The sequence below is a fragment of the Promicromonospora noduliphila genome (assembly GCF_056951025.1).
Genome location: NZ_CM167806.1, coordinates 5,702,058 through 5,715,742, shown reverse-complemented (window position 1 = coordinate 5,715,742; position 13,685 = coordinate 5,702,058). Strand labels below are relative to the sequence as shown.

Annotated in this window: 12 protein-coding genes; 10 read left to right on the top strand and 2 right to left on the bottom strand. The window is 72.0% G+C overall.

Going from position 1 to position 13,685, the window contains the following annotated elements; all coding sequences use genetic code 11:
- The first annotated feature begins 40 nt into the window (after positions 1-40).
- From AC0QU1_RS24950 to AC0QU1_RS24930, 5 genes are all read left to right on the top strand, one after another.
- On the top strand, positions 41-2,467 hold the full coding sequence (locus AC0QU1_RS24950) for a beta-xylosidase/alpha-l-arabinosidase (protein WP_483573286.1): 2,427 nt from the start codon (positions 41-43) through the stop codon (positions 2,465-2,467).
- Positions 2,468-2,570: 103 nt separating this feature from the next.
- A complete protein-coding gene (locus AC0QU1_RS24945) occupies positions 2,571-2,927 on the top strand; it encodes an RNA-binding S4 domain-containing protein (protein WP_483573284.1) in 357 nt (118 codons plus the stop codon).
- 180 nt (positions 2,928-3,107) lie between these two features.
- Positions 3,108-6,137, top strand: coding sequence for a S8 family serine peptidase (locus AC0QU1_RS24940; RefSeq protein WP_483573282.1), 3,030 nt, complete (start codon positions 3,108-3,110; stop codon positions 6,135-6,137).
- Positions 6,138-6,246: 109 nt separating this feature from the next.
- A complete protein-coding gene (locus tag AC0QU1_RS24935) occupies positions 6,247-6,642 on the top strand; it encodes a hypothetical protein (RefSeq protein ID WP_483573280.1) in 396 nt (131 codons plus the stop codon).
- A 10-nt stretch (positions 6,643-6,652) separates the two neighbouring features.
- A complete protein-coding gene (locus AC0QU1_RS24930; RefSeq protein WP_483573279.1) occupies positions 6,653-7,780 on the top strand; it encodes a dipeptidase in 1,128 nt (375 codons plus the stop codon).
- A gap of 1 nt (position 7,781) precedes the next feature.
- On the opposite strand, the gene AC0QU1_RS24925 is transcribed toward AC0QU1_RS24930, so the two are convergent.
- Positions 7,782-8,054, bottom strand: coding sequence for a hypothetical protein (locus tag AC0QU1_RS24925; RefSeq protein ID WP_454860451.1), 273 nt, complete (start codon positions 8,052-8,054; stop codon positions 7,782-7,784).
- Between the two features lie 160 nt (positions 8,055-8,214).
- A complete protein-coding gene (locus tag AC0QU1_RS24920; RefSeq protein WP_483573278.1) occupies positions 8,215-8,757 on the bottom strand; it encodes a GNAT family N-acetyltransferase in 543 nt (180 codons plus the stop codon).
- A gap of 208 nt (positions 8,758-8,965) precedes the next feature.
- Between AC0QU1_RS24920 and dnaK the strand changes: the two genes are divergently transcribed.
- The 5 genes from dnaK to AC0QU1_RS24895 all read left to right on the top strand — a co-directional run bounded on the left by dnaK (position 8,966) and on the right by AC0QU1_RS24895 (position 13,645).
- Positions 8,966-10,834 carry a molecular chaperone DnaK gene (gene dnaK / locus AC0QU1_RS24915; protein ID WP_483573277.1) on the top strand — a complete coding sequence of 623 codons (1,869 nt, stop codon included), beginning with the start codon at positions 8,966-8,968 and terminating at the stop codon, positions 10,832-10,834.
- Complete coding sequence (gene grpE / locus AC0QU1_RS24910) at positions 10,831-11,556, top strand: nucleotide exchange factor GrpE (RefSeq protein ID WP_483573275.1); 726 nt, start codon at positions 10,831-10,833, stop codon at positions 11,554-11,556. Before dnaK ends, grpE begins: the two co-directional genes overlap by 4 nt.
- Before the next feature lie 75 nt (positions 11,557-11,631).
- On the top strand, positions 11,632-12,630 hold the full coding sequence (locus AC0QU1_RS24905) for a DnaJ C-terminal domain-containing protein (protein WP_483573273.1): 999 nt from the start codon (positions 11,632-11,634) through the stop codon (positions 12,628-12,630).
- 91 nt (positions 12,631-12,721) lie between these two features.
- Positions 12,722-13,174 (top strand): heat shock protein transcriptional repressor HspR, encoded by a 453-nt coding sequence (locus tag AC0QU1_RS24900; protein WP_483573271.1) that lies wholly within the window; start codon positions 12,722-12,724, stop codon positions 13,172-13,174.
- Between the two features lie 162 nt (positions 13,175-13,336).
- Positions 13,337-13,645: a DUF1540 domain-containing protein gene (locus AC0QU1_RS24895; protein ID WP_483573269.1), complete on the top strand. Its 309-nt coding sequence runs from the start codon at positions 13,337-13,339 to the stop codon at positions 13,643-13,645.
- Positions 13,646-13,685: the final 40 nt, after the last annotated feature.

Sequence of the window (13,685 nt, the reverse complement as noted above, 5' to 3'; positions counted from 1 at the left end):
TTCACGCAGTGCCATACAAGCAGGCTGGGAAAGGAAATCGATGACGGAGCTGCCGGTGGCGCTTCGGGCGATGCCCGAGGTGTCGGAGCGGGTGCGTGAGCTGCACGCACAGATGACCCTCGAGGAGAAGCTGGCACAGCTTGTCGGGTACTGGCTGGACCAGGGCGGCAACGTCGTGGCACCCATGCAGGGCGAGATGGCCGCCGGGCAGGGCACCGGCGCGCTCCCGGAGATCACCAGGCACGGCCTGGGGCACTACACGCGGGTGTACGGCACGCGTCCGGTGGACCCGGCCGGGCGTGCGGCGTGGCTCTGGGAAGAGCAGCGGAGGCTGAAGCGCGAGACGCGCCTCGGCATCCCCGCGCTGGTCCACGAGGAGTGCCTCACGGGCCTGGCGGCCTGGCAGGCGGCGACCTTCCCGACGCCGCTCGCGTGGGGTGCGTCGTTCGACCCGGAGCTGGTCGAGGAGATGGGCCGGCTCATCGGGGAGTCGATGCGGGAGCTGGGGATCCACCAGGGGCTCGCGCCGGTGCTCGACGTCGTCCGCGACCCCCGGTGGGGGCGCGTCGACGAGTGCATCGCCGAGGACCCGTACGTGGTCGGCACCGTCGGCACCGCGTACGTCCGCGGGCTGCAGGGGGCCGGCGTGCACGCCACGCTCAAGCACTTCGTGGCCTACTCCGGGTCCAAGTCCGGGCGCAACCACGCCCCGGTGAGCGCGGGGCCGCGCGAGATCGCCGACGTCTACCTGCCACCCTTCGAGATGGCGGTGCTCGACGGCGGGGTGCGCTCCGTCATGGCCTCGTACAACGACGTCGACGGCGTGCCGATGCACTCGTCGGCCGAGTACCTCACGGACCTGCTCCGCGAGACGTGGGGGTTCGACGGCGTCGTGGTCGCCGACTACTTCGGCGTCGCCTTCCTGAACGTCATGCACGCGATCGCCGCCGACCGGGGCGCCGCCGCCGCGGCGGCCCTGGAGGCGGGGGTCGACGTCGAGCTGCCGTCCGGTGACGCGTACCTCGAACCGCTCGCTGCGCTCGTCACGGACGGCACCGTGCCCGTCGAGCTCGTTGACCGGGCCGTGCTGCGCGCGCTGGCGCAGAAGGAAGAGCTGGGCCTCCTGGAGCCCGGCGTGTACGAGGACGCGCCGCCCGCCGTCGTCGACCTGGACTCGCCCGCGCACCGCGACGTCGCCCGGCGCCTCGCCGAGGAGTCGGTGGTGCTGCTCTCCAACGACGGCGTGCTGCCGCTCGGCTCGTGGCACGACAAGCCGGCGCGGGTCGCCGTGATCGGGCCGAACGCCGACCGGCCCGAGGCGCTGATGGGCTGCTACTCGTTCGCGAACCACGTGCTCGCGCACCACCCGGAGGTGCCGACCGGGTTCGAGATCCCGTCCGTCGCCGAGGCGCTGACCGGCGAGTTCGGCCGCGCGGGCCTGCCCGCGCCCGAGCTCACGTTCGCGCGGGGGTGCGAGGTCGAGGGCGACGACACGTCCGGCTTCGCCGAGGCGGTCGAAGCGGCCCGGGCCGCCGACGTCGCGGTCGTCGTGGTGGGCGACCAGGCCGGGCTGTTCGGCCGGGGCACCGTGGGCGAGGGCAACGACAGCGAGTCGCTCGACCTGCCCGGCGTGCAGCGGGAGCTCGTCGAGGCGGTGCTCGCCGTGGGCAAGCCCGTCGTGATGGTGCTGCTCACCGGCCGCCCGTACGCGATCGGCTGGGCGCTCGACCCGGCCGTCGGATCGGACGGCGTGCGCAAGCCCGGGGCGGTGCTCCAGGCGTTCTTCCCGGGCGAGGAGGGCGGCACGGCGCTGGCCGGCGTCATCTCGGGCCGCGTGAACCCGTCCGGGCGCCTGCCCGTGTCGCTCCCGCGGTCGGCGGGCGCGCAGCCCTACTCCTACCTGCACCCGATCCTCGGCGGCGCGTCGGAGGTGACGTCCACCGACTCGACGCCGGTGCGCGCCTTCGGGTTCGGCCTGTCGTACACGACGTTCGCGCGGGAGCTGGTCGCCGTCGACCCGTCGGTCGAGGCGGGCGGCACCTTCGGCGCCGTCGTGCGGGTGACGAACACGGGCGGGGTGGCCGGGTCCGACGTCGTGCAGCTCTACGGGCACGACGTCGTTGGCTCGGTGGCGCGGCCCACCGCGCAGCTCCTCGGCTACCACCGGGTCACGCTGGCGCCGGGGGAGTCGGTGACCGTCGCCTTCGACGTGCCGACCACGCGGTTCGCGTTCACCGACCGCCGGATGGTGCGGGTCGTCGAGCCCGGCGACGTCGAGGTGTGGGTCGGCGCGCACGCCGGTGACAGCGTTATCAGGGTCGTGGCGGAGGGCATCGCCGACCTGGACGAGCCGCATGCCGTCGTGGCGGTCGGTCCGCCGGCGGCCCGCGAGGTCGTGACGGTCACGGGCGAGGTGCACGAGGTGACCACAACGGACGAGCGGTGGGTCAAGGTCTCCGCCGACTGACCCGGACCCGCCTGGGAGCCGCGCCCTGACCCATTGGGCGCGGCTCCCAGGTCGTGTCGTCCGTTTTCTGGGGCCGCAGGCGCCGTGGTGCGAGGATGGGCCGATGCGCATCGACGTCTGGCTGTGGGCGGTGCGGCTGACCAAGAGCAGGTCGGTCGCGGCGGAGCTGTGCCGCAGCGGCAGGGTCCGCATCAACGGCAAGGTCGCCAAGGCGTCGTCGTCCGTCGCCGTGGGCGACCGGGTGACGTGGCGTGACCCGCTGCGCGACCGGGTCGTCGAGGTGGTCGAGCTGCTGCCCAAGCGGGTGGGCGCCCCGATCGCCGCCACGGCGTACGTGGACCACAGCCCCGCCCTGCCCACGCGGGTCGAGCGGGAGGCCGTGGGGCTGCGCGACCGCGGGACGGGGCGGCCCACCAAGCGGGAGCGGCGCGAGATCGACCGGCTGCGCGGGCGGCGCTGACGCCGTCGGCCGGCCCGTAATCACCCGGGTGAATTCTGTACATTTCAGGTATTCGGGCTGGTGGCACACGCTAGCGTCGCGGCGAACCCCTGCTCAGGCAGGCCTCGGCATGGCCCCGTTCACGAGGGCCGCCAGTCTGGAGAAACCATGCATCGTCGCACCCTTCGTCGTGTCAGGACGGTGGCCTCCGCCACGGCCCTGGCGCTCCTCGCGGTACCCGGCACGGCCACCGCCGCGCCGGACGCCGCCCCCAACACCCCGCCCGGCGCCGTCCGGTCTGATGGCCCGGCGACGGCCGCGCTGCGCCGCGCCGTCGACCCGGCGGACAAGATCACCCCCGCCGCCGCGCGGGCCTTCAATGCCCAGGGCGACACCGACTTCTGGCTGCGGTTCGCCGGCGAGACGGACCTGTCGGCGGCGGGCGGGATCACGAGCTGGTCCGAGCGCGGCGAGTACGTGTACGAGACGCTGCGCGCGGCGGCCGAGGCCTCGCAGGAGCAGGCGATCGCCGCCCTGGAGGAGTCGGGGACGGAGTACACCTCGTACTGGGCCACCAACGCGATCCTGGTCGAGGACGGGTCGCTCGACCTGGCCACGGACCTCGCGGCGGACGCCCAGGTGCTGGAGGTGCGACCGACCACGCGGCACGCGCTGGAGGAGCCGGAGACGACCGAGGGCGCCGTGCCGAACGCGGCGGCGAGCTCCACGTACGGCATCGAGGCCATCCGCGCCGACGGCATGTGGAATCTTGGGTTCACGGGTGAGGGCATCGTCGTGGCGGGGCTGGACACGGGCGTGAGCCGCACGCACCCGGCGCTGTCCGCGCAGTACCGTGGCGCGACGTCGGGCAGCAACTACAACTGGTTCGACGCGGCGGGGACCGGCGCGGCCGGCCCGCGCGACGACGACGGGCACGGCACCCACACCATGGGCACCATGGTGGGCACGGACGACGGCGAGATGAACATCGGCGTGGCCCCAGGGGCGCAGTGGATCGCGACGAACGGCTGCGCGGACACGTGCGCCGACGCCGCGCTGGTCGCGTCCGGCCAGTGGCTCCTGGCGCCGACCCGACGCGACGGCACGGATCCCGACCCTGCCCAGCGCCCGCACGTCGTGAACAACTCGTGGGGCCTGTCCTTCTCGACCGACCCGTTCATGGAGGACGTCATCGCCGCCTGGGAGGCGGCGGGCATGTTCAGCACCTGGTCCAACGGGAACGACGGCGAGTTCGGCTGCGAGTCGTCGGGCAGCCCCGGTTCGCGCCAGGCGTCCTACTCGGTGGGCGCGTTCACGCCGTCGGGCACGATCGCGCCCTACTCCTCGCGCGGCCCTGGTCAGAGCGGCACCGTGAAGCCCGACATCGCCGCGCCCGGCAGCACGGTGCGGTCTGCGGTGCCCGGCGGCGGCTACGAGCAGTGGTCCGGCACATCGATGGCCGCGCCGCACGTCGCGGGCGCCGTCGCCCTCCTGTGGGACGCCGTGCCGGAGCTGCTCGGCAACGTGCCGGCGACGCGCGCGATCCTGGACGGCTCCGCGCGGGACGTCAACGACACGTCGTGCGGTGGCACCGCCGACGACAACAACGTATGGGGCGAGGGCAAGCTCGACGTGCTCTCGGCGTACCGGGTGGCGCAGGGGCAGCGGTTCACCAGCACGCCGGCGCCGGAGGTCGCGGGCATCTTCCAGGTGGACGGCGTCGCGATCGTCGAGCCGCTGCCGGTCTGGGACCCGGTCGCCACCTTCACCTACCAGTGGCGTCGTGACGGCAAGATGATCTCGGGCGCCAACCGCGCCACCTACGTCCTGCAGCCGGCGGACGCCGGCGCTCGCCTCACCGTGACCGCCGTCGGCTCGGCCGACGGCTACATCCCGACGGCCGTGACCAGCGAGCCGACCGAGCCGATCGAGGTCGGTAACCTGCAGTCGAGCGAGCCGACCATCAGTCCGGCGGCGCGCGTCGGCACCACGCTCCAGGCGAGGTCCGGCAACTGGACCTCCGGCACGACCTTCACCTACCAGTGGTACGCGGACGGTACCCCGATCTCCGGTGCCACCGGCTTCACCTTCGTGCCCACGAGCGTGCACCGCGGCAAGCAGCTCACCGTCACCCTCACGGGCACGCGCGCCGGCTACACCTCCGAGTCCCGCACCAGCGGCCCCGTGACCGTGGGCTACGGGACGTTCGACGCCCGGTACCCCCGGATCACCGGCACTCCGGCGCCGGGCCAGACGGTCACGGCGGCCGTGCCCCAGTGGGTCCCCGCCCGCAGCACCACCACGTACACCTGGAAGGTCGACGGCCGGGTGATCAGCGGTGCTACCGGTTCCACCTACCGGATCCCGTCGTCGTACGCGGGCCGCGTGCTCACCGTCACCGTGAAGGGCGAGCGTCCCGGGATCACCGCCAAGTCGGTCGAGTCGATGGGCTACACGGTCGGCAAGGCGTTCGAGAGGATGCCGCACCCCACGATCAGTGGCACCCCGCGGGTCGGCTCCCTGCTCACCGCGCAGGCGGGGACGTGGAGCCCGTCGGCCTCGCTGTCGTACCGCTGGTACGCCTCCGGCGTCGCGATCAGCGGCGCGACCGGCAAGACCTACCGGCTCAAGGGCAGCGACTACGGCAAGACGATCGTGGCGACCGTGACCGCCCGCAAGTCCGGGTACGCCATCGTCTCGCGCACCAGCAGCCCCACGGCCGCCGTCGGCAAGCCGGCCACGGCGATCCCAGCGAACGGCGGATACCTCGTGGGCGCCAAGAGCGTGCCTGCCGGCACGTACGTGGCCGCTGCCGGATCGCGGTACTGCAGCTGGGAGCGCGGGACCGAGACGAAAATCCTGGGGCGGGACTTCGGCTACGGCCAGCGGATCGCCACCGTCAAGTCCACCGACTACTACTTCTGGTCCGACAACTGCGGTTCCTGGACCAAGTACTACTCGGGCATGGGCGAGGCGAAGCTGCGCACGGCGGCCAACGGCGTGTACATGCTCGGCGACCAGCTCCAGCGCGGTACCTACGTGACGACCGGCCCCGCGGACGACGACGGCGGGAGCTGCTACTACGCGATCATCGGTGATGAGTTCACCGGCCTGGCGGGCGGCGCCAACCTGGTGACGTCCGGCACCGCGCCCGAACCGAAGACCATCACGCTGCCGTCGAGCGCGAAGGGCTTCGAGACCGCCAACTGCATCTGGCGGCGCGTGGGCTGACACCACCCACCTCTCCGCGGCGGTCCCGCCGCGCCGGTCCTGTCACCATGGGGCCTGCGCGGCGGGACCGCCGCAGTCCATCCCGATGACGTCCGGACCTGGAGGCGCTGTGACCGGCGAATGGCACCCGGACATCCGGCGCGGGCAGCTCCCCGGCCGGTCCGAGGCCACCCTGTCGCGGCAGTCGCTCGTCTGCACGGTGGTCGGGATGGCCGCCGCCGTCGCGGCCGGCGTCCTGCTCGCCGTCGACCCGAAGCTCTGGGTGTGGGGGCTCCTGCCCTGCGCGGTAGCCGTCGTCGGGGTGGCCGCTGGGGGAGTGCTCGACAGCTCGGCCGCCGCGCGACAGGCGAAGGAGGCGCGGGCCGGGTACACCACGGTCGCCAGCGAGTCCGGCGACCTGGAGTACGTCGACGCCCGGACGTCCCGGCTCGTCCGGTTCGCGGGCGAGACGCTCACGATCTACGAGGTCCGCGAGCGGCTGAGCAGGATCCGGACGGCGCGATAGCGTCGCCCGCATGAACACGCCCGACCGCATCGCCGCACTCCTCAAGAAGCACCCCGTCTGGGACGGCCACAACGACCTCCCGTGGGAGCTGCGCGAGCAGTCGTCCTACGACCTCGACGCCGTCGACATCGCCCAGCGCCTCACCACCACCCACACCGACCTGCCGCGGTTGCGCGAGGGCGGCGTCGGGGCCCAGTTCTGGTCGGTGTACGTGCCCAGCCGGCTCCAGGGCGGCGGCGCCGTCACGGCCACGCTCGAACAGATCGACTGCGTGCACCGGCTGGTCGAGCGCTACCCCGACGCGCTCCAGCTCGCCCTGACCGCCGCCGACGTCGAGCGGGCGTGGTCCCAGGGGCGGATCGCCTCACTCATGGGCGCGGAAGGCGGCCACTCCATCGACGAGTCCCTGGCCGTGCTCCGCATGCTCTACGCACTGGGCGTGCGCTACATGACGCTCACCCACAACGACAACGTCCCGTGGGCCGACTCCGGCACCGACGAGGAGGTGCTGGGCGGCCTCTCCCCGTTCGGCGAGGACGTGGTGCGCGAGATGAACCGCCTCGGCATGCTCGTGGACCTCTCGCACACCTCCGCCGGCACCATGCGCCACGCCCTGCGCGTCACGCAGGCCCCGGTGATCTTCAGCCACTCCAGCGCCCGCGCCGTCTGCGACGTCCCGCGCAACGTGCCGGACGACGTCCTGGGCACCCTCGCGGCCAACGGCGGCGTCTGCATGGTCACGTTCGTGCCGCAGTTCGTCTCGCCCGCCGTCGCCGAGTGGCGCGCCGAGGGTGCCCGGGCCGCAGTGGCCGAGGGCATCAGGAGCACCGACATCGGCGCGTTCGAGCCGTTCGTCGAACGGTGGCAGGCCGCGCACCCGCAGCCGCGCACCACGCTGTCCGACGTCGTCGCGCACGTCGAGCACGTCCGCGAGGTGGCAGGCATCGACCACGTGGGCCTCGGCGGGGACTACGACGGCACGCCGACGCTGCCCGAAGGGCTGGAGGACGTGACGGGCTATCCCCGCCTGCTCGCGGCGCTCGCGGACATCGGCTGGTCCGACGCCGACCTGGGCAAGCTGACCAGCGGGAACGTGCTGCGCGTGCTGCGGGACGCCGAGTCGGTGGCGGCGCGGTGACTCAGCCGGGCAGCTGAACCACCTTGCGCTGGAAGCCCAGGGCCACCTTCTGCAGGGACTCGAGCGGCTCCTGCTCGTTGTGGTAGCTGATCTGCCGCAGCATCGAGCCGGACGAGGCGAGCAGCGCGACGATCACGTCGCGCGCGTCCTCCCGCGTCTCGAGCGCTTCCTGCAGCAGCTCCTGGACGTGAGGTGATCTGAGGCCGTCTTCTTCGGGATCGAGCAGAGCTGTCAGGAGCGCGATCGACAACGAGCTCCCGTGGATGCTTGCCATGGTGGTCTCCCCCCGGTCGGGGCCCGGGTCCCCGGGCATCAGGCCCCCGCGGGCAGGCCCGCGAGGTACTCGTCCGACGCCCCACCCCCGTGGCCTCGGTCGTGCACCCTTGTGTACCGCAGGTCAGGGCATCGCGCCTGTTGACAGGCGCGAAGTAGGGTCAGCCGTGCAGGATGAGCTGAAACATGACGTGGTCCTGCCACTCCCCGGCGATCTTGAGGTAGCTGGGCGCGAAGCCGATCCGCTCGAAGCCGATCCGGGTCAGCACCGCCTGCGACGCCTCGTTGTGCGGCAGCGTCGCGGCCTGCAGGCGGTGCAGCCCCAGCACGTCCCGCGCGTGGGCCGCCAGCGCCTCGATGGCCTTGGTCATCAGGCCCCGCCCGGTGAACCGCGCGTCGAGCCAGTAGCCGAGGTGCCCGTTCTCGAAGGCGCCGTGCACGATGTCGGTGAGGTTGAGCCGGCCGACGATCTCGCCGTCCGACTCCAGCACCGTGTACAGGGCGCGGCCGGTCGAGTTCTCCATGACCTGCGCCCACAGGCGCTCCCTGTGCCACTCCTCGGTGTAGAACTCCTCGGGCCGCTCGGGGTCCCACGGGGCCAGGTGCTCGCGGTTGCGGACATAGGCCTGGGCGAGGGCCGCCGCGTCGTCCTTGGTCAGCTCGCGCAGCGTGACGTCGGCCGTGAGGGGGGTCGCGAAGGGCATGTCGCCACCCTAGTCCCGCGTGGTTCGGGCAGGGCGTCCGCCCTGCTCAGGGCGGTCCGACAGCGGCGTGCGGCCCGCCGGGAACTTTCCGGCCTCTCCCGGGGTTGAGTGAGGCAGACTCAACTTCGCGCCCGTCGGTTTGCTTCCCGACCGCCCCAGGCTTAAGTTGAGTGCAGCAGACTCAATCTGTCGAAGGAAGGCAGCCAACATGGCACGCGCAGTAGGTATCGACCTCGGCACCACCAACTCGGTGGTCGCAGTCCTCGAGGGTGGCGAGCCCACCGTCATCGCCAACGCGGAGGGCTCGCGGACCACCCCGTCGGTGGTCGCGTTCTCCAAGACCGGCGAGGTCCTGGTGGGTGAGGTCGCCAAGCGTCAGGCGGTCACCAACGTGGACCGCACCATCTCCTCGGTCAAGCGCCACATGGGCACCGACTGGACCCAGGACATCGACGGCAAGAAGTACACGCCGCAGGAGATCTCCGCCCGCATCCTGGGCAAGCTCAAGCGCGACGCCGAGGAGTACCTGGGCGAGCCCGTCACCGAGGCCGTGATCACGGTCCCCGCGTACTTCAACGACGCAGAGCGCCAGGCGACCAAGGACGCCGGCCAGATCGCCGGCCTCGACGTCAAGCGCATCGTCAACGAGCCCACCGCTGCCGCGCTCGCCTACGGCCTGGACAAGGGCAAGGAGGACGAGCTCATCCTGGTCTTCGACCTCGGTGGCGGCACGTTCGACGTGTCCCTGCTCGAGGTGGGCAAGGACGAGGACGACTTCTCGACCATCCAGGTGCGCGCGACCTCCGGCGACAACCGCCTTGGTGGTGACGACTGGGACCAGCGCATCGTGGAGCACCTGATCAAGCAGGTGAAGAACTCCTCGGGCGTGGACCTGTCGAAGGACAAGATCGCCCTGCAGCGTCTTCGCGAGGCGGCCGAGCAGGCCAAGAAGGAGCTCTCGTCCGCGACGAGCACCAACATCTCGATGCAGTACCTGTCGATGAGCGAGAACGGCCCCATCCACCTGGACGAGAAGCTCACACGCGCTCAGTTCCAGCAGATGACGCAGGACCTCATCGACCGCACCAAGGCGCCGTTCCACGCGGTGATCCGCGACGCGGGCATCTCGGTGTCGGACATCGACCACGTCGTGCTCGTGGGCGGCTCCACCCGCATGCCCGCCGTGACCGAGGTGGTCAAGGAGCTCACCGGCGGCCGCGAGCCCAACAAGGGCGTGAACCCGGACGAGGTCGTCGCCGTCGGCGCCGTGCTGCAGGCCGGCGTCATCTCCGGTGACCGCAAGGACGTGCTGCTGATCGACGTCACCCCGCTGTCCCTCGGCATCGAGACCAAGGGCGGCGTGATGACCAAGCTCATCGAGCGCAACACGGCCATCCCGACCAAGCGCAGCGAGGTCTTCTCCACGGCCGACGACAACCAGCCGTCGGTGGCGATCCAGGTGTTCCAGGGCGAGCGCGAGTTCACGCGCGACAACAAGCCGCTGGGTGTCTTCGAGCTCACCGGTATCGCGCCGGCCCCGCGCGGCGTGCCGCAGATCGAGGTCACGTTCGACATCGACGCCAACGGCATCGTGCACGTGTCCGCCAAGGACCGCGGCACGGGCATGGAGCAGTCGATGAAGATCACCGGCGGCTCGGCCCTCCCCAAGGAGGACATCGACCGCATGGTCAAGGACGCCGAGGCGCACGCGGAGGAGGACAAGAAGCGGCGCGAGGAGGCGGACACCCGCAACCAGGCCGAGGCCTTCGCGTACTCCATGGAGAAGCAGATCGCGGACAACCGCGACAAGCTCCCGGCCGAGGTCGTCACCGAGGTCGAGGCGGACATCGCCGCGGTGAAGGCCGCCCTGGAGGGCGAGGACGCCGACGCCGTGAAGGCCTCGTACGAGAAGCTCGGTGCGTCCTCCCAGAAGATCGGCGAGGCACTGTACTCGGCCGAGCAGCAGTCCGCGGAGCAGCCGGCCGCGGGCGGCCAGCAGACGGCGAACGCGCAGTCCGCTCGGGACGAGGACGTCGTCGACGCCGAGATCGTGGACGACGAGGACGAGCGCAAGTGACCGAAGAGAACCAGCAGGGTTCCCCCGAGCCGGAGGGCTCGGGGGAGCACCCCTTCCAGTTCACGGACAAGCGCCGGGTGAACAACTCCGGCGAGCGGAGCCGGCCCACGGAGCCCGCGCCGGCGGAGGAGCCTGCCTCGGCGGAGGAGCCCGCGCCCGCGGACCAGCCTTCTCCCGGGGCGCCCGAGGCTTCCGAGGGCGAGCCCGCCGAGACCCCCGCACCGCAGGACGCCTCCGGCGACCCGCTCGAAGGCCTCGACTTCGAGCCCTCCGGTGACGCGGCGGAGGCCGCGGAGGTCCTCAAGGCGAAGGCCGAGGCCGCGGAGCACCTGGACGCGCTGCAGCGCGAGCGGGCCAGCTTCACGAACTACCGCAACCGGGCGCTGCGCGACCAGGAGGCCGCGCGGGACCGGGGTGTGCAGGACGTGCTGGCGGCGCTGCTGCCCGTGCTCGACGACGTCGAGCGCGCGAAGCAGCACGGCGAGCTGAGCGGCCCCATGGCGGCGATCGCGGAGAAGCTCGACCAGAGCCTGCAGAAGTTCGGTGTCGAGCGGTTCGGCAAGGTCGGGGAGGAGTTCGACCCGACGCTGCACGAGGCGCTCATGCACTCGGCCGACGCCGACGCGACGGCCACCACGGTGAACCTCGTGGTGGAGCCCGGGTACAAGATCGGCGAGAAGGTGGTCCGGGCCGCCCGTGTGGGCGTCGTCGGACCGGAGTAGTCGCGTTCTCGATGGCCGGGTCCGCCCCACCCGGGCGGGCCCTGCCGTCGAGGGCACAGTGCGGAAGGAGGTGCCATGACCGGTCAGGACTGGATGGAGAAGGACTTCTACGCCGTGCTGGGCGTTCCGAAGGACGCCGACGACGCGGCCATCAAGAAGGCCTACCGCAAGCTCGCGCGCCAGTACCACCCCGACCAGAACCAGGGGAACGCGGCCGCCGAGTCCAAGTTCAAGGAGATCGGCGAGGCGTACGCGGTGCTGTCCGACCCGGAGCAGCGCCGCCAGTACGACGCCGTGCGCGCCATGGCGGGTGGCGCCCGGTTCTCCGCCGGTCCGGGCGGCGCGGGAGCCGGCGGGTTCGAGGACATCATGGGTGCCATGTTCGGCGGCCAGGGTTCCCGCCGGGGCGGCGGACCACGGGTCCGCTACCCGCAGAGCGGCGGCGCGGGCTTCGAGGACATCCTCGGCTCCATGTTCGGCAGCGCCGGGTACGGTTCGGCCGGCCCGACCGGGTTCACGGCACCGAGCGCCGGCGCCGACGTCGTCGCGCAGGTCACCCTGCCCTTCCGGGCGGCGGTGGAGGGTACGACGGCGGACCTGGAGGTCAACGGCCGCACCATCACGGCCCGGATCCCTCCTGGCATCAACGACGGGAAGAAGATCCGCCTGCGCGGCAAGGGCAGGCCCGGCGTCAACGGCGGCCCGGCGGGCGACCTGGTCGTCACCGTGCACGTGGCGCCCCACCCGGTCTGGACCCTCGACGGCGTCGACCTCCGGATGAGCGTGCCCGTCACGTTCACGGAGGCGACCCTCGGCACCACTCTGGAGGTACCGACCCTCGACGGCGCGACCGTGCGCCTGAAGGTGCCGGCGGGGACGCCGTCGGGCCGGGCGCTGCGGGTCAAGGGCCGCGGCGCGCGGACCGCCACCGCGACCGGCGACCTGCTCGTGACCGTGCAGGTGGCCGTGCCGCAGAAGCTCAGCAAGAAGGCCAGGCAGGCGCTCGAGACGTTCGCCGCGGAGAGCGACGGCGAGGACGTGCGCGCGGGGCTGGCCGAACGGGCGGCGGAATGACGCCCGGTGCGGTGGGGCACCTGCCCCGCCGCACCGCCGTCCGCTAACCTGCCCGGACGCGAAGAGAGCACGAGAGACAGGGAGGGCGCACATGGTCGACGACGACGCACCCGTGCTCACCGTCTCCAAGGCCGCCGAGCTCGCGGGTATGCACCCGCAGACGCTGCGGCAGTACGACCGCCTGGGGCTGGTCGTGCCCCGGCGCACGCGCGGCCGTGGCCGCCGCTACTCGCGCAGGGACGTGGCGCGCCTGCTGCAGGTGCAGCAGCTCGCGCAGGGCGAGGGCATCAACCTGGCGGGCATCAAGCGCATCCTCGACCTGGAGGCGCACGTCTCCGTGCTGGAGGAGCGCCTCGGTGACCTGCTCATGCGGGTCCAGGAGGAGAGCCGCGTGTTCGCGGCGGGCCCGTCCGCCGGCGATGTCGTGGTGGTGCAGCGCGGTCAGCGGGTCCGGAGCGCCGCCGTGCGGGTGGACCTGGAGCACCGCAGCGTCGGCGGGGGTGCTGTAGTGCTCTGGCGGCCCGCGCCGCGTCGCGAGGACTGAGCATCCTCGCGGGCCACCGGGCAATTTCCGAAATGCAATTCTTTCGTTAATCGAGAAGATGCGAGAGAATGTAGGTAAGGCATTCCTTGGTCTACGCGTTCTGCAATTCCGGAATAGGCTTGGGCTATTCCGGACCAGGAACGCGCGAGCGAGGAGAGACCCATGAGCACGCTGATGGAGATGCCGGAGGTCGTCGAGTGTTCGATCGACGGCTGCGGCTACAACCACGACCACGGCTGCCACGCGGGCGCCGTCACCATCGCGGGGCACACGGGCGACGCCTCCTGCGCCACGTTCATCCCGCTCGGCACCAAGGGCGGCCTGGAGAAGGTCATCGCGCACGTCGGCGCGTGCCAGCGCGGCGAGTGCATCCACAACGAGAATCTGGAATGCCGGGCCCCGTCGATCCGGGTGGGCTCCGGTCCCGAGGACCCCGGGCACGCGGACTGCCTCACCTTCCAGGAGCGCTGAGCCTCCGGGCGCCCTGAATCCTGCGGCCTTTCCGGGAAGG